The organism is Bacillus sp. FSL P4-0248, assembly GCF_038593305.1.
GTDB lineage: Bacteria > Bacillota > Bacilli > Bacillales > Bacillaceae > Bacillus > Bacillus safensis.
In genome coordinates this window covers 3,522,298-3,539,320 of the sequence record NZ_CP151983.1, presented here as the reverse complement: position 1 = coordinate 3,539,320, position 17,023 = coordinate 3,522,298, and the positions used below count along the sequence as shown (strand labels likewise).

Sequence of the window (17,023 nt, the reverse complement as noted above, 5' to 3'; positions counted from 1 at the left end):
TATGGTAGGATAACATTCATGACTCATAAATGATGAAAAAGTCATATGCGGAAGGATCTCACTTCTGGGAATTTCTTCCGCGTTTTGTTTACAAAATAGGGTTTGTTCTATACAAGCACATTAATGTAAACGAATTCATTCAAGGAGGAAAAACATGAAATACGTGATTGGTATCATCGGTTTGCTAGTGATTCTCGCCATTGCATGGCTGGCTAGTAATGGGAAAAAACGAGTGAAATTCCGTCCAGTAATTGTCATGATTGTACTGCAATTTATTTTAGGTTATATTCTGCTCAATACAGGTGTTGGAAACTTCCTAGTCGGAGGTTTTGCAAAAGGATTCCAAATGCTTCTTGGCTATGCCGGTGAAGGAATCAACTTCGTATTTGGCGGGTTAATGAATGATAAAGCGTCCACTTTCTTCATCAACGTCTTACTGCCGATCGTCTTTATCTCGGCGTTAATCGGTATCCTGCAGCATTGGCGTATTCTTCCGCTTATCGTACGCGGAATCGGATATTTGCTTAGTAAAGTAAACGGTATGGGGAAACTAGAATCTTACAACGCAGTAGCGTCTGCGATTTTAGGTCAATCAGAAGTCTTTATTTCTATTAAGAAACAGCTTGGATTATTACCTCAGCAGCGTCTTTATACATTATGTGCATCTGCAATGTCGACGGTATCGATGTCGATTGTTGGTGCATACATGCAAATGATTAAACCAGAGTACGTGGTTACAGCACTTGTGCTGAACCTATTTGGTGGATTTATTATCGCATCGATCATCAATCCATATGAAGTGTCTAAGGACGAAGACATGCTTGAAGTCGTCGAGGAAGAAAGACAATCCTTCTTCGAAATGCTTGGCGAATACATTATGGATGGTTTCAAAGTAGCGATTGTTGTTGCTGCAATGTTGATTGGATTCGTTGCATTAATTGCGATGATTAACGGTATCTTTACAGCAGTCATTGGTGTTTCTTTCCAAGATGTACTTGGATATGTCTTTGCTCCATTTGCGTTCCTTGTTGGTGTACCTTGGAGCGAAGCGGTACAAGCAGGAAGCATTATGGCAACCAAAATGGTATCGAACGAATTTGTTGCGATGCTCGCTCTATCTGGAGACGGTCTGCATTTCACTGCTCGTACAGAAGCGATCATTTCTGTATTCCTTGTATCATTTGCGAACTTCTCTTCTATCGGTATCATTGCTGGAGCAGTCAAAGGCTTAAACGAAAAGCAAGGGAACGTCGTCGCACGATTTGGATTAAAGCTGTTATTCGGTGCAACTCTTGTCAGCTTCTTAACAGCAGGTGTAGTCGGTTTAATTTTCTAATTTAAAAAAAGGAATGGTGAAAACAATGAGAATGGTAGATATCATTGCGAAAAAACGTGACGGAAAAGAATTATCTTCAGAGGAAATTTCTTTCTTTGTCAAAGGTTATACGGATGGAACAATTCCTGACTACCAAGCAAGTGCCTTGGCTATGGCAATTTTCTTCCAAGATATGACGGATCAAGAACGTGCAGACTTAACACTCGCTATGGCGAACTCAGGAGATACAATTGACCTGTCTGCCATTGACGGTATTAAAGTAGACAAGCACTCAACAGGCGGAGTAGGCGATACAACAACGCTTGTACTCGCCCCTCTTGTTGCAGCACTAGATGTACCTGTTGCGAAAATGTCTGGGCGCGGCCTGGGGCATACAGGCGGTACAGTGGACAAGCTTGAAGCGGTGAAAGGCTTCCACGTAGAAATTACAAAAGACGAATTCATCGAGCTCGTGAACCGTCATAAAGTAGCGGTCATTGGGCAATCAGGCAACCTGACACCAGCTGATAAAAAGCTGTATGCTCTTCGTGATGTGACAGGAACTGTTAACTCAATTCCGCTTATTGCAAGCTCCATTATGAGTAAGAAAATCGCTGCTGGTGCAGATGCGATTGTACTTGATGTGAAAACAGGCGCAGGTGCTTTCATGAAAACACCAGAAGACTCAGAAAAGCTTGCAAAAGCCATGGTTCGCATCGGTAACAACGTAGGCAGACAAACAATGGCGGTCATCTCTGATATGTCTCAGCCGCTAGGATTAGCGATTGGGAATTCCCTTGAAGTGAAAGAAGCGATCGACACACTCCGAGGCGAAGGTCCTGAAGACTTAAACGAGCTTGTGCTCACATTAGGAAGTCAAATGGTCGTTCTTGCGAAAAAAGCAGACACACTTGATGAAGCAAGAGAAAAGCTGATTGAAGTGATGAAAAACGGCAAAGCACTTGAGAAATTCAAGGAATTCTTAGAAAACCAAGGTGGAGACAGCTCAATTGTGGATCAGCCTGAAAAACTGCCGCAAGCACCTTACAAAATCGAAGTACCTGCCAAAGAATCAGGTGTCGTAGCTGAAATCGTCGCGGATGAAATTGGTGTTGCAGCGATGATCCTTGGAGCAGGACGCGCAACAAAAGAGGACGATATCGACCTATCTGTCGGCATCATGCTGAACAAAAAAGTGGGAGATCGTGTTGAAAAAGGAGATTCACTTGTGACTCTGCATGCGAATCGTGAAGATGTTGCAAATGTCATGGAGAAAATTTATGACAACATCCGCATTGCTGATCATGCCGATGCACCAACATTGATCCACACGGTCATTACTGAATAAAGAAAAAGGACAAAAGCGATTCGTCGCTTTTGTCTTTTTTTATGGTCATTTTAGGCTCGTCTTTTTCTATTGAAATAAAAAAATTCACTTTATGAAACAAACCTCTTGCAATCATCAAACAATGGGTGTATATTAATTGACGAGTCAATGATTGATATATCAAGTAATTGATTTCTGAATAGAAAAGAGGGGATGGCATTGACTGCATTTTGCTCTGAAGAGGCAGAGGTATTATATCGTTTGCAGTGCGTGAACCGTATGATGGGCGTGAAGTTCGAAGCATGTACGGGCATCAGCCAATCAAGACTTGAGTTGCTATCGCTGTTATTCCAAGCCGATGAAATCAGCCAATCAGATTTGCAGAAAAAAGTAAATATTGATAGTGCAGCTGTGACGCGTCATTTAAAACAGCTGGAAACAAAAGGAATGGTCACACGCAGAAGAAAACCAGAAGATAATCGAGTCACACTTGTCCGCTTAACAGAAGAAGGCAGAACGAGAATCGAAGCTTCTAAAATAGAAAAAGAACGATTTATCTCAGAAATGCTTGAAAACGTAAGTGAAGAAGAACGAAGGCTTCTCACTGATGTGCTCATCCGTATACAACAAAACATCGAAAAGATTCAAACAACCTAAAGGAGTGTTACACATGGCTACAACATTAAAAACAAACGATTTTATGGAAATTATGAAAGGGCGCCGCTCTATTCGTAACTATGATCCATCTGTGAAAATCAGCAAAGAAGAAATGACAGAGATTTTAGAAGAAGCAACAACTGCACCATCATCAGTAAATGCACAACCTTGGCGCTTCATGGTGATTGACAGCCCAGAAGGAAAAGAAAAGCTTGCACCACTTGCAAAATTCAACCAAACTCAAGTGTCAACATCAGCAGCTGTCATTGCAGTTTTTGCAGATATGAAAAACAATGAATACTTAGAAGAAATTTATTCAAAAGCAGTAGAAAATGGCTACATGCCGCAAGAAGTGAAAGAAAGACAAATTGCTGCATTAACTGCACATTTTGAAGCTCTTCCAGAACAAGTGAATCGTGAAACAATCTTAATTGACGGTGGACTTGTGTCTATGCAGCTTATGCTTGCTGCACGTGCACACGGTTATGATACAAATCCAATTGGCGGATATGATAAAGAAGTCATCGCTGAAACATTTGGATGGGATAAAGAACGTTATGTACCAGTCATGCTTCTGTCCATTGGGAAAGCGGCTGACGAAGGTTATGCATCTTACCGTTTACCGATCGACCGTATCACAGAGTGGAAATAATTTTTAAAAAAAGGGAGACGATCACATGATCATTATTCATGCAGGGATGACCATTCATCCAGAAAAAGAAAACGTATTTTTAGAAGAAATCAACGAATTAATGAAAGCTTCACAGGCTGAAGAAGGCAATGTTTCCTACAAGCTGTTCAAGGATACAGAAAAGGAAAATACATTTTTAATGGTAGAAGTGTGGAAAGATGACGTTGCGGTTCAGAGCCATAATGCAAGTGCTCATTTCCAGGCTTTCGTAGCGAAGGCAAAAGAATTCTTAGCCGCTCCACTTGACGTGGTTGCCTTTCAAGGCCAGCAGCTTTCATAGAAAAACAACAAACACCCTAGGCGGTTATCGCCTAGGGTTCTTTTATTTTCGACATATGGTTCCACCCATTTCATTCACGTATTGTGCATTTTCCACAAAATTTCTGAAAATAAAATGTTTTTCGACTTAACTATATTGGAATATGCTAGAATTAGATATTATTTATTACCAAAATAGGGAGGAACCAATATGAAAAAAGGGAAATGGACGAAAATTGCACTAACCGCTGTCCTAAGTTTAGGCACATTGACAGCTTTCAGCACCCCTCTATCTGCCCACACCACAGAAAAATCAACATCCTCAGATGGCGGTCATTATTCAGGTATTCCATTTGACTCAAGTGTCGTGAATGAAGACCGTCTTATCAAAGCCTTGAAAAAACAAGGAAAGATCAAAAAGAATGCCAATGAGGCAGAAACCCAAAAAGCATTAAAGAACTATCTAAAGAAAAAAGAAGAATCGGCAATGAAACAAAGTGCCAGCACCTTAACAGAAGAGCCTGAATTCCTGAAAGAATACAAACAAGAGGTACATAACAAACTTGCCAAAAAGAAAAAATTAAAGAAGCATAAAGGAAAAGAAGGCAATCAAGTAAAACCGGTCAAAAAGGAAAAGTATAAAGGTGACGTCCGCAATGATAAAGTATTGGTTTTATTAGTAGATTTTAAAGATTATAAGCATAATAGTATCAAAAAAGAAGAGACTGATATGTACTATGACAAGTACGATCAACAGCACTATCAAGATATGCTTTTCGGAAAAAATGGCTACATCGGTCCAGATGGGAAACGGAAAGTATCCATGAAGCAATATTATGAAAAGCAGTCTGGCGGCAGTTACACAGTTAGTGGAACAGTTGCAGGATGGTATACAGCGAAGCATGAAGCAGCTTATTACGGCGGGAACGTACCTGACGATTCAGGCAGTGACGGCAGACCGCGCGAATTGGTGAAAGAAGCACTCGAAGCAGCAGCAAAAGATCCGAATATTGATCTCAGCGAGTATGATCAATGGGATCGCTATGATATTGATGGCGACGGGGTTTATAACGAGCCAGACGGCATCATTGACCATCTGATGGTCGTTCACGCCGGCGTAGGTGAAGAAGCAGGCGGCGGACAACTTGGCGCTGATGCGATTTGGTCACACCGCTGGTCACTTGGTGATGTATTTGAAATTCCGGATACTGAATCTGAAGTTGGTCAAGGCGGGAAATTAGGCGCGTTGGATTACACCATCGAGCCTGAAGATGGCGCAGCAGGTGTGTTCACACATGAATTCGGACATGATCTTGGTCTTCCTGACGAGTACGATACACAGTACACAGGCAGAGGAGAGCCCGTTTCTTACTGGTCGATCATGTCAAGCGGAAGCTGGGCAGGTAAAGTTCCTGGTACGGAACCAACAGGCTTTAGCCCATATGCGAAAGAAATGCTTCAAAATCTGCATGGGGGCAACTGGCTTTCTGGACAAACCATCGATGGTAAAACATTAAAGAAAAGCAAAACAGTATTAATTGATGAAGCAGCAACAAAAGGAACGAACCATGATGCCGTTCGAGTCGATTTACCAGATAAAGAGATTGTCGTCACGACACCTGCTCAAGGGAAATATTCGTACTTCAGCGGAATGGGTGACAATTTGAATGCAACCATGACGACAACAGGTATTGATTTGTCAAAAGGAAGCAAAGCAGAGCTGACATTTAAAGCATGGTACGATATTGAAGAAGATTATGATTATGCGTATGTCGAAGTGCGTGAAACAGGGACTGATCAATGGAAGACCATCGCGGGTAACATCACGAATGATCGAAATGAAGCAGGTGCAAACGAAGGCAATGGCATCGACGGAAAATCAGACGGCTGGGTAGATGCAGCCTTTGACCTGTCTGCTTATGCAGGGAAGAAAATCGACCTGCAATTCCGTTACACAACTGATGCAGGCTATGCACTTCCAGGCTTATTCGTAGATGACCTGAACATCACCGCAGATGGAGCGAAAGTATGGTCAGATGATGCCGAGGGCACGTCTACTTTTACCTTTAATGGATTCTCAAAATCTAATGGAAAACAATATGCAGCACAATACTATTTACTAGAGTGGCGCTCTTATGCTGATGTCGATAAAGGCTTAAAGCATATTAAACGCGGGGCAAGTCTGATGAGCTACAATAACGGGTTGGTCGTTTGGTATGTCGATCAATCATACAGTGATAACTGGGTAGGAAAACATCCGGGGAACGGCTTCCTTGGCGTAGTAGATGCAGATCAGCAAGTATTAAAATGGAGTGACGGTTCCATTGCCGCCACAGGGTTCCAAGTACATGATGCAGCATTCTCTTTGAATCCAAGTACGAAGCTGAATATAGATTATACAGCAACAACGGGCTTAACTTTGCAAGATCGCTACATTCGACCGGCTCGTACATTTAGTGATAAAAAGAACTATGTGAATCCAAACAACCCAGATGCAGGACGCGATGTACCGACATATGGGTTATCCTTTAAAGTCGTTGGACAAAGTAAGGATCGTTCTGTTGGAAAGGTATTAATTTCGAAAAGTAACTAAATAGAAAGCCGGATTCTACCATTGAATCCGGCTTTTTGATATGTGAGAAAAGGATTGTGAGGGCACGATTGTTTTTTAAATCGAATGTCTGTTCTTTTTTATTTTGATATCCGAATGAAACCATTATATAATAGACACTGGAAGGTTTTTCTTTCAACCAAGATTCTTTTTAGCTGTTAAAACAAAGGAAAGGATGAGCGTTACCAATGAGTTGTGTCACTGCCAAGCAATTAAAGGTGATTCGAGGGACGATGCAGACTTTTTGCAGCCATTTGGAGTATGATGGCCACGGTAAGCTTCATATCAATACCATCATGGCTTTTATTAAAAAGGAATTCGGCGTGAGAAAAATGAAAGACATTCCACAAAGTCGCTTTACAGAAGCACTAGAATTAATACAAGACTTTGATTTATACACGGACAAAATAGAGATTCGTGACCGTCTATCAGAAAGGAATTAACTAAATTGAATATTTTAGCAATGATTTTAGTAGGAATTGTCGCATTAGAACACATTGTCATCATGTTATTAGAAATGTTTTTTATGGAATCAAAGATGGCGAAGCGGTCTTTTAAGCTGCCAGAACACTTGCAAAAAGATCCAAATGTCAAAGTAATGTTTGCCAATCAGGGGCTTTATAACGGGTTTTTAGCTGCAGGACTCATTTGGGGGCTCATTCTTGGATCGAATACCGTTGGATATATGATTCAGCTGTTTTTCATTCTTTGTGTGATCATCGCAGCAGTATTTGGCGGTGTAACATCCAATAAATCAATTATCATCAAACAAGGAGTACCAGCACTGCTTGCACTCATTGCACTGATGCTGGCGATCTAATCTTAAATAAAGCCGCCCCTGGTGAGGGCGGCTTTTATCTTTTTCGAAGACCCATCAAACGAATAATGGATGTCAGACAAAGGGCAACGGCAACGGCCAAAATGATTTTTCCGTACATGACCCCCGTTAGGTTCATCAAAAAGACGGCCAATATAATACAGAGCGTGATGATGATCATCACAATCGAATAGGTTTTCATCTCTTTTCCACTCCTTTAAAAATCCCCTCATGTGACGAGAGATCTGTCAATCTTTCCTCATATTATATCACTCAATGACAATTTTACATGAAATTCCCTACCAATAGAATGTGACATATTGATTAGATTTCGAGTCATACCATATTTTTTAGAAAATCGGGTATAACATAATGAGCTGGCCTAAAGTCATATTGCTTGATATTTAATTGTGCAAAATATAAAATAACCACAGGATAAATCGAAAGGATGATCAAGATGAGTAAGAAAGTGTTATTAGTATCGACAAGCAGCCCAGAAATGAATGGACATCCAACAGGCTTATGGCTAGAAGAGTTGGCAGAGCCATTTCATATTTTTAAAGAAAATGAACTAGAAGTACAAATTGTCTCTATTCAAGGTGGCACTGTACCAATTGACAAAAATTCAATTCCTGAAGGTGTCCCAACGCAATATCAAGATGTATATGAATTACTTCAAGACACAAAGGCGCTTACAGATGTGAATCCCGCTGATTATGACGGAATTTTCTTTGCTGGAGGGCACGGCCCTATGATCGACTTTGCGTCTAATCAACTGGTAGCGGATGCGATCTTAGCAGTTTCAGATAAAAATGGTGCGATCGGAGCCGTTTGTCATGGCGTTTCAGCATTCGTTGATGTGAAGGACCATAATGGCAAATCATTTATCGAAGGCAAAAAAATCACAGGCTTCACAAACGAAGAAGAGGAAGCCGTGCAGCTGACATCAAAAGTTCCATTTTTATTGGAAACAAAACTTCGTGAGCAGGGGGCAGCGTTTGAAAAAGGAGACGCCTTTGCGCCATTTGCTGTCGTTGACGGACAAATCATCACTGGACAAAACCCGGGATCAAGTGCAGAAACAGCACGCTTGTTTGTCAAAACCATTGCATAAAACGATCAAAAACCAGTCGTGACTCATGCGGCTGGTTTTTTTGTTATAAAAATGTCCCAAAAAAGACCAAAACAATAAATAGAATAATGGTAAAATAATCACAGGGTAAAAAACCCAAATGAGGAAAAAGGGGATGTTCCTGTGAGAGCATTTTATGTCAAAATCACCGCAGCTTTACTATCTGTTTTACTCGTCGCAACAGGTTTGTTGTCACCAGCATTAAAAGCAGAAGAAGCACCGAAATCAGAAGGGAAAATATCACCACTGACGGAAAAAGCGATTCAGCAAGTGCAAGAATCGTTTGAAAAGCAGGATGAAGGAACCGCTATTCAACAGAAGCAAGTGAAAAAATCATTTAAAGTGAATAAGAAGAAAGGAATCAGTATCAAACGAAAAGCTGCTAAAGAAGGCAAAATGCGCACGTCTGCCGTTCGCTCCATTGATGGACTAGCTATTAATCAATCGGCTGTCTTAACAGAGGACGACCCAGTTGATTTATGGTTTTTAAGCACATCTTCACCTCAGGCACTCATCAGCCGGATTACCTCTTCAAACCCTGATTATTTTGTTCAATTATTTGTTGTTGATTATGAAACAGGACAAGCCTACCCGACAGATTTGATTCAACCGGCAGGCAGCCTGCTTGGATTGACCAACTTACCAGCAGGTGATTATGCATTCGGTATTACAAGCGCCGGAGAATTTGGAGATTCCTACACGATACAAGTAAATGCAAAAAACCCGCCCAATTTCACGGGGGCTGTATCTCTTTCGTCCACCTTGCAATATTTTGTAGCTGAGTATGCAAACGGTGATGTATTTGCAAATGGTACAAAAGTATACAATAAGCAAACAAAGACAGCAAATTATGAATGGGAGCGTGTTTTTTATTTCTCTTATGATGGAAAATACGAACAAAGAACTCATTCAATCTCAAGTGTGAAAGTAAAAAACATTTCGGCTCCTGTGTCATACTCAGCTCCTTATGCGAGCTCCTCAGAAGCCATCCTCGTTTACTTAGATGTTGAGACATTGTTTATGTACCATCAATCATCATATGCAAGCGGGCAATATTACCATGATACCTTTGTTGATACACTCGGGAAGACAACACCAAGACGCTTAGATATTGATGATATGACAAATTACGGTGATCATATTTTAGCTGTAGATTTAAAAACAGGAAAGCCGATTGATTTCTTCAGTGTGCTGAATTTCTACTATGCTGCAGGGATCGAGAAGCTGCCAACAATCAGAACGTTGAATTAAGAAAGGCGGTTGACATCAAATCGCCACATGTGTAGAGTAAAGATAATTAAATGACAAAAGTCCACTAGGGGAGTCATGTATGACTGAGACAAGAGAAAATCTTGGACCCTTTGAACCTGATCTAGTTCGTACTAGCGGAGGGAAGTGGAGCTGGACCTTGTCTTATTCATGATTGAATTGATAAGAAGGCCGCTCCATTTGGGGTGGCTTTTTCATTTATTCAACTGAAGAAGAGGAGGCTTTTTTTATGACATTTTCTACGCAATTAAGGAAAGAAGCAGAACCGTTATTTGAAGCCATTTATCAGCATCCGTTCGTCAGAGGCCTGGCAGCAGGAAAGCTGGAAAAGGAACAAATCATTCATTACGTCAAACAAGATGCAGAATACTTACAAGCATTCATTAAAATTTATGCAGCAGCGCTCAGCAGATGTACAGACAGAGAGGATATTGCGTTTTTCCATCAGCAGATTGCGTTTGTACTAGATAGTGAGACGCACCCTCATCAAAACCTTTGCCGAGTGGCAGGAGTAGCATATGATGAGCTCCAAGGTGCTTCTTTGGCTCCGAGTGCTCATCACTATATTCATCACATGCTGCAAGTTGCGCAAGAAGGCACGCTTGGTGAAATCATCGCTGTCCTGCTTCCATGTCCTTGGACATATTGGGAAATAGGGAAACGAATGCTTACAGATGTGCAGCCGGACCCGTCACATCCGTTTTATGAGTGGATCACGTTTTATGGAGGATTAACCGATTCTGTTACAGGTGAGCTTTGCAAGCGGCTCGATCAGTTGGCGGAAGCAGCAAGTGAGAAGGAAAAGGAAAAAATGAAACAGCATTTTATCTTAAGCTGCCAGCTCGAGTACAAGTTTTGGGAAATGGCCTTCACTGTTGAAGAGTGGCCAGTTCAACTGGAGGTGCATTCATCATGACATGGAAGATGAAAGAAGTCGTTCTTGCGGTGATTTTATCCGTTGCATGCGGTGTGATCTATTTAGGATGGTCCACGCTATACTTACCGATTACAGCACTTGTTGGCCCAGCAGGAGGCAACATCATGTTTGGAATATGGGTCATTGCCAGTCCAATCGTTGCATATATCATTCAAAAGCCGGGAGCTGCTCTGATTGCGGAAACAGCCGCCGCTGCTGTGGAATTATTGACAGGAAGCCACTTTGGACTTTCAGCTCTGCTGATTGGTGTATGCCAAGGGCTTGGGGCAGAAATCGCCTTTGCTCTTTTTGGTTATAAACGGTATCGCATGTGGACACTGATGCTCTCTGGTGCCTTTGCCGCTATCGGAGCGATGTCTTACAGTCTCGTGGCAAATGGCTTTGGATATTACACGCCTCAAGTTTTACTTATGACGCTTGTGACTCAAATCATTAGTGGAATGATACTTGGCGGCTGCCTTGCGAAAGTGGTGGTGGACGCACTATCCAAAACAGGTGTACTGAATCAATATGCCATCATGAAAGAAAAACGAAACAAAGGTGAACAGCATGAATTCATTTCTCGCGTGCAATGAACTCTCTGTCCGTTTTTATGAACAGCCTAAGCCCGTTTTGCATCAAATCTCCCTTACGATTCAAAAAGGGGAAAAGGTGCTTATTTTAGGACCGAGCGGAAGCGGGAAATCTACGCTCATTTCGGTTCTGGCTGGAATCATTCCAGAGCATGTGGAAGCAGACATGCAGGGCGAAGTGGTGTTACAAAGACATACAGGCGTCATGTTTCAAGATCCAGACTCTCAGTTTTGTATGCACCGCGTCAATGAAGAAATTGCCTTTAGCTTAGAGAACCGTTCCGTCCCTCGTGAAGAGATGGATGACACCATTCAGCAGCTCATGCAAAAAGTCCAACTGAATGTCGATCCGCATACAGAGATTCACACGTTATCTGGCGGCATGAAGCAGCGATTGGCACTTGCTTGTTTACTCGCATTACAGCCGGATGTTCTATTCTTTGATGAACCAACCGCACAGCTTGATCCGGCAGGTAGAATGGACATATTTCAACTGCTGCAGCAGCTTGCAGCCGGTCAGCAGCAGACCATGATTTTTGTAGAGCATGTGCTTGACGGTGTCATCGAATGGATGGACCGGGTGATTTTATTAGATGATCAAGGCAGCATTTTAGCAGATGGAGCTCCAAAAGATGTGCTCACGGCATATGAGGAAGAAATGAAAGAGGCTGGAATTTGGCGGCCCAAATTATTTCCCGAGAAATGGTCCACGATCATTCAAGATCCATTTCATCCACTGAGTCAAACCTTTATGCAAACTTTTAAAACACGAAAAGAGCAGCGAGAAAAAGTGCCATCAATCGAACGAAAGACAATGATTCGTACAGAAAATCTTCAATTAAGCTACGGGAAAAAAAGGATTATGAGTGATCTCCAGCTTGATATCAAATCAGGGGATTGGGTGGCGATCATTGGGGAAAATGGAAGTGGAAAAAGTACACTTCTCAAACATTTGGTTCGTTTAGAGCCAACGAAAAAAGGCCACATTTTCTTAAAAGATACACTCCTAAAAAAGTGGTCAGACCGAGAACTATATGAAAAAGCAGGCTTTGTGTTTCAAAATCCGGAGCTTCAATTTATACAAGACACAGTATTCGATGAAATTGCCTTTGGCGGCAGACAGCGAAACTGGCCAGAATCAGTCGTACAAGAAAAAACGGTTCAGCTGCTGAAAGAGTTCGGTTTAGAGAATCATGCAAAAGCACATCCCTTCACCTTAAGCTTAGGGCAAAAAAGAAGATTAAGTGTTGCCACGATGCTCCTTTTTGATCAAGATGTATTGCTGTTAGATGAGCCGACTTTCGGGCAGGATGAAAAAACGGCGAAGGAATTGATGAGGCGTTTAAAAGAGCGTCAGCGCCAAGGTACGACCATTGTGATGGTCACACATGATATGGAGCTTGTCGATGAGTGTGCCGATCAAGTGCTTCTGTTTCATCAAGGGAAGCATGTTTATGATGGCACCCCTTATGATTTATTTTCAAATCAAGAACTTGTCGATGCTTATCAGCTGAGAGCTCCTTTACATTATCGCTATGTGGCAGAAAGAAAGGACGTGCTGACGATTGCAAAGTAATCAATCCTTTCTTTCTACTGTGAATCCAGTCATGAAATTACTCGCTCATCTGCTTGCGATGGGCTGTCTCATGTCGATTTCTGACCCTAAAACTACCTTTATCATTTGGCTGTTTGCTCTTGGCATTGGACTTGTTTTAGGTGGATGGAATATGAAGTATCTCGTTACAAGGCTTGTCCCTTATCTGCTCTTTTTTATTCTCGTCTTTTGGATGATGGCGGCCTTCGGCAAGGGGGATCATACCGTTTGGAAGTGGGCGTGGTTTCATATCACAGAGGAGAGTTTAAGAAATGGGCTCACCATCGCTTTTAGAATGCTGGGATTTGTGACATTTGGTCTCCTTTTTACGTCCACAACAGATTTGACGGCATTTATGATGAGTCTGATTCATCAATGCCGAATGTCCCCAAAATGGGCGTATGGCATGCTTGCCGGCTTCCGGTTTATTCCGTTATTTCAAAGTGAATTAAAACAAATGAAAGCTGCACACAAAATCAGAGGCTACAAGCAAAAAAACAGCTGGAAAGCCTTTATGCGTTATGCATTGCCCCTTTTTACGCAAGGCGTACGAAAATCAGAACGCTTAGCGATTGCAATGGAAGTCAGGGGCTTCACAGGGACGAGAGAGCGAACGTATTATCATATCATCAGCACCTCATGGATTGACTATATGTATCTTTTTCTCATCGGTATCAGTGTCTTCATGTGCATTTACTTTGTTTAAAAAACACCCACATTCTCTTGATAGAATGTGGGCTTTTTATATGTCTTAGGTCATTTGATTGATATTAGTACACATTACAGGCTGTAATAGATCATATAACGAACCGATAAAGAAGGTGTACTAGAAAAAGAGAGGATGAACGTAAGCGAATGTCACAGAGAATCGATAACATAATAGACGCTTTACCAATCATTGGACTCGCTATGAGAGAGCAGCTAACCTTTTCTATTTTAGGGAAAGAGAAGGTTCTTTACTATCAGCAGCATGGGAATATTGATTTAGGATTTAAAGCTGGTGATGCACTAGATGCTGGATTCCAAAACTTTGCGATGCTGAAAAATGGGAGAGAACCATCGTTTATCCAAATTCCGAAAGAAGTATACGGGATTCCAATGGATATCGTAGCCGTTCCAATTAATGATGAATCAGGTCAAGTGGTTGCTGCCTTCTGTGTGGCATATGACCAAACGAATCAACAACGATTAGATCACATCATGACGGAGAGCAACGAAGCTTCCGAAAAATTAGTCGCAATGGTACAGCAGGTTGCCGCACATTCAGAGGAACTACAAGCGACAAGTGAACAAATTCTACAAAATACGAAAACCACTGTCGAAAATTCCTCTAAAATCAATCAAGTGTCCAATCTCATCAAAGGTATCTCTGATCAAACGAACTTACTTGGACTCAATGCATCAATAGAAGCTGCAAGAGTAGGGGAAGCAGGAGCAGGCTTTGGAGTGGTCGCAACAGAAGTGAGAAAGCTGTCAACTCATGCGAAACAGGCGACGACTGATATTGAAACAGCCCTAAAAGATGTGCAGGGGTCGATCAAAGGAATGGAAGAAGAAATTGCGCAAATTGTCGCTTCCTCTGAGCATCAAGCAGAACTAGTAGGCACTTTTACGAAAATTATTGAAGGTCTTCACGAAACAAACGAAACGATGAAAGCATTAGCAAACGACTTAGTAAACTATCAAGTGAAATAAAAGAACGACAAAACCTCCAGCTGAATCGGAGGTTTTTTTATCATTTCAAGGTGAGAAACTTGTTAGGATTATGACCGTTTTATCGCTGACAGGCAGGATACACTTCTGTATGATAGAAAAAGAGAGACTAGTTTTGTCATTAGACCTATTCATAAGGAGGAAGATCATCGTGACACAATCAGCGAAGCTGAAAGAAATACTTGCACCCTACCGTCCGTTGTTAGATGAAACGGAAAAACCAATGATTCAATTGCAGATGAAACAAGGAAAAACAGGACCATACGACAGCAAAATAGCTGGTGATCCTTATTTTCCAAAAAACGACGAATATCCAGTTGACGGCGAAGGACATCCTATGAAACTTTTGGCGCAAATTAATTTCGGCCAGCTGCCCAAGGTGAAGGATTATCCAGAAACAGGACTTTTGCAAGTTTTTATTTCTGTGCATGATGATCTTTATGGGATGAATATTGACCATAAAACAGAGCAAAAAGATTTTCGCATCAAATTTATTGAGGAACCTTTCTTGGCAGAAGAAGAGTTAATGACTGATTTTTCTTTTGTGAAAATTCCAGACGATTTTTATTTTCCTGTGACGAAGGAAGGCGCAATTACAGGTGAATTATCAAGCGAAACGATCAGTGTAGGAGATTTCCGCTTTGAAAAAGTCACAGGAAAGAACAGCTGGGACCTATTCGAAGATGCAGAAGGTGTTAATGGCGATGAAGCAGATGCCCTGCTGGATGAATTTTATGAAACAGCGAGTGGCTTTGGTCACAAATTGGGCGGGTACCCAGGGTTTACACAAGAAGACCCGCGTACCTATGTAGATCAAGAACATACCGTTCTATTATTACAAATTGACTCAGATGATGAAGTAGATTTGATGTGGGGAGATTGCGGTATTGCCAACTTTTTTATCAAACCAGAAGACCTTAAACGAAAAAATTTCGAGAATGTCGTCTATAATTGGGACTGCTCCTGATTTTGTAAAAAACACACTTTAAACACTCTTTATAGAGTGTTTTTGTGTATGTTTTTAGACTTTTTTGCCCCTATTTCGTCATTTTTGAGAGGTAATATGTCATTCTTTCTAGTTGACCGGATCAAAAAAAAATGTAAAATCATCTTAAAGTCCTCTTTTTTGAAAATAATAATAACATGACATATGAATCAACGATAAAATGCTCGAAAAAGCGGAATGTACTGGGGGGTATCAATTGATCATTTCTAAAGTAATCAATAATAATGTTGTCAGTGCGTATGATGACGAGCAGCATGAGCTGGTCATTATGGGCAGAGGGATCGCGTTTCAAAAGAAAAGCGGAGACCCGATTGACGAAGAACGAATCGAAAAAGTATTTTCTATTCAAAATAAAGATATATCAGAAAAATTCAAAACCCTGCTTTATGATATTCCAATCGAGTATATGCAAGTGTGTGAGGCGATTATTGAGCATGCGAGAACAACCCTTAACAAAAATTTAAATGACAGCATCTATGTGACGCTGACGGATCATATCACCTTTGCCATTGAACGTCATCAAAAAGGAATGGACATCAAAAATGCCTTGCTCTGGGAAATCAAACGGCTGTATAAAGATGAGTTCAGATGCGGTTTAGAAGCTATTCGGATCATTGAGGACAAGCTGAGCATCCATCTTCCTGAGGATGAAGCCGGCTTTATTGCCATGCATATTGTCAATGCAGAGCTCAATGAAGAAATGCCAAACGTTATTCAAATCACCAAACTCATTCAAGACATTTTAAACATCGTTAAGTATCACTTTCAAATTGATTTGGACGAGGAATCATTAAATTATTTCCGTTTTGTTACGCATTTGAAGTTTTTTGGTCAGCGTCTGTTTAACGAAACACAGATGGAAAATCAAAACGAGTTTCTGTATGAAGTGGTAAAAGAGAAAAACACCGCAGCTTTTCAGTGCGCAGAAAAAATTAACGATTATGTTCAAAAAGAATACAACCGAAGTCTCATAGAAGATGAAATGCTATATTTAACTTTGCATATAGACAGAGTAATAAAAAGAAAATAAATTCAAAAAGAAAGCGTTGACATCACAAAATTAACATGATAATTTATAACTATAAACTAAATAACCACAATCTTTTAGGATTGTTACTGGTCAA

General features: G+C 41.1%; 17 protein-coding genes, 1 pseudogene and 1 riboswitch. Of the genes and pseudogenes, 17 read left to right on the top strand and 1 reads right to left on the bottom strand.

Annotation, left to right across the window (positions count from 1 at the left end; all coding sequences use genetic code 11):
• Window positions 1-154: 154 nt before the first annotated feature.
• The 8 genes and pseudogenes from NST65_RS18240 (at window position 155) to NST65_RS18205 (ending at window position 7,679) form a co-directional block, all read left to right on the top strand.
• A complete protein-coding gene (locus tag NST65_RS18240) occupies window positions 155-1,336 on the top strand; it encodes a NupC/NupG family nucleoside CNT transporter (protein WP_034281385.1) in 1,182 nt (393 codons plus the stop codon).
• Between the two features lie 25 nt (window positions 1,337-1,361).
• Window positions 1,362-2,663 (top strand): pyrimidine-nucleoside phosphorylase, encoded by a 1,302-nt coding sequence (locus tag NST65_RS18235; protein WP_041087525.1) that lies wholly within the window; start codon window positions 1,362-1,364, stop codon window positions 2,661-2,663.
• A gap of 151 nt (window positions 2,664-2,814) precedes the next feature.
• A pseudogene (locus tag NST65_RS18230) lies at window positions 2,815-3,299 on the top strand (MarR family transcriptional regulator).
• A 13-nt stretch (window positions 3,300-3,312) separates the two neighbouring features.
• Window positions 3,313-3,951 (top strand): nitroreductase family protein, encoded by a 639-nt coding sequence (locus NST65_RS18225; protein ID WP_041118286.1) that lies wholly within the window; start codon window positions 3,313-3,315, stop codon window positions 3,949-3,951.
• Between the two features lie 25 nt (window positions 3,952-3,976).
• Window positions 3,977-4,270 (top strand): putative quinol monooxygenase, encoded by a 294-nt coding sequence (locus NST65_RS18220; RefSeq protein ID WP_098677081.1) that lies wholly within the window; start codon window positions 3,977-3,979, stop codon window positions 4,268-4,270.
• A gap of 189 nt (window positions 4,271-4,459) precedes the next feature.
• The gene (locus NST65_RS18215; protein WP_098677082.1) at window positions 4,460-6,841 is read left to right on the top strand and encodes an immune inhibitor A domain-containing protein; all 2,382 of its coding nucleotides are present in this window, start codon (window positions 4,460-4,462) and stop codon (window positions 6,839-6,841) included.
• Window positions 6,842-7,047: 206 nt separating this feature from the next.
• Window positions 7,048-7,302, top strand: coding sequence for an ORF6C domain-containing protein (locus NST65_RS18210; RefSeq protein WP_012011773.1), 255 nt, complete (start codon window positions 7,048-7,050; stop codon window positions 7,300-7,302).
• 5 nt (window positions 7,303-7,307) lie between these two features.
• Entirely contained in the window at window positions 7,308-7,679 is a 372-nt protein-coding gene (locus NST65_RS18205) for a DUF1304 domain-containing protein (RefSeq protein WP_034281380.1), read from the top strand.
• A 34-nt stretch (window positions 7,680-7,713) separates the two neighbouring features.
• Here NST65_RS18205 and NST65_RS18200 read toward each other — a convergent pair whose 3' ends face one another.
• On the bottom strand, window positions 7,714-7,878 hold the full coding sequence (locus NST65_RS18200; RefSeq protein WP_003214630.1) for a hypothetical protein: 165 nt from the start codon (window positions 7,876-7,878) through the stop codon (window positions 7,714-7,716).
• 255 nt (window positions 7,879-8,133) lie between these two features.
• On the opposite strand from NST65_RS18200, the gene NST65_RS18195 reads away from it, so the two are divergent.
• The 9 genes from NST65_RS18195 to NST65_RS18155 all read left to right on the top strand — a co-directional run bounded on the left by NST65_RS18195 (window position 8,134) and on the right by NST65_RS18155 (window position 16,929).
• Window positions 8,134-8,790: a type 1 glutamine amidotransferase domain-containing protein gene (locus NST65_RS18195; protein WP_326135197.1), complete on the top strand. Its 657-nt coding sequence runs from the start codon at window positions 8,134-8,136 to the stop codon at window positions 8,788-8,790.
• Between the two features lie 141 nt (window positions 8,791-8,931).
• On the top strand, window positions 8,932-10,059 hold the full coding sequence (locus NST65_RS18190) for a hypothetical protein (protein WP_326135198.1): 1,128 nt from the start codon (window positions 8,932-8,934) through the stop codon (window positions 10,057-10,059).
• A 56-nt stretch (window positions 10,060-10,115) separates the two neighbouring features.
• Window positions 10,116-10,219: riboswitch (TPP riboswitch) on the top strand.
• An 87-nt stretch (window positions 10,220-10,306) separates the two neighbouring features.
• Complete coding sequence (gene tenA / locus NST65_RS18185) at window positions 10,307-10,993, top strand: thiaminase II (RefSeq protein WP_025093767.1); 687 nt, start codon at window positions 10,307-10,309, stop codon at window positions 10,991-10,993.
• Entirely contained in the window at window positions 10,990-11,589 is a 600-nt protein-coding gene (locus NST65_RS18180; protein WP_061110279.1) for an ECF transporter S component, read from the top strand. Before tenA ends, NST65_RS18180 begins: the two co-directional genes overlap by 4 nt.
• Entirely contained in the window at window positions 11,564-13,162 is a 1,599-nt protein-coding gene (locus NST65_RS18175) for an ABC transporter ATP-binding protein (RefSeq protein ID WP_046312729.1), read from the top strand. Before NST65_RS18180 ends, NST65_RS18175 begins: the two co-directional genes overlap by 26 nt.
• Complete coding sequence (locus NST65_RS18170) at window positions 13,152-13,886, top strand: energy-coupling factor transporter transmembrane component T (protein WP_342489206.1); 735 nt, start codon at window positions 13,152-13,154, stop codon at window positions 13,884-13,886. The genes NST65_RS18175 and NST65_RS18170 overlap by 11 nt, the downstream gene beginning before the upstream one ends.
• Before the next feature lie 149 nt (window positions 13,887-14,035).
• Complete coding sequence (locus NST65_RS18165; RefSeq protein ID WP_342489205.1) at window positions 14,036-14,875, top strand: methyl-accepting chemotaxis protein; 840 nt, start codon at window positions 14,036-14,038, stop codon at window positions 14,873-14,875.
• Window positions 14,876-15,044: 169 nt separating this feature from the next.
• Complete coding sequence (locus NST65_RS18160; protein ID WP_024427540.1) at window positions 15,045-15,860, top strand: YwqG family protein; 816 nt, start codon at window positions 15,045-15,047, stop codon at window positions 15,858-15,860.
• Between the two features lie 235 nt (window positions 15,861-16,095).
• Window positions 16,096-16,929, top strand: coding sequence for a PRD domain-containing protein (locus NST65_RS18155; RefSeq protein ID WP_034281373.1), 834 nt, complete (start codon window positions 16,096-16,098; stop codon window positions 16,927-16,929).
• The last annotated feature ends 94 nt before the right edge of the window (window positions 16,930-17,023 follow it).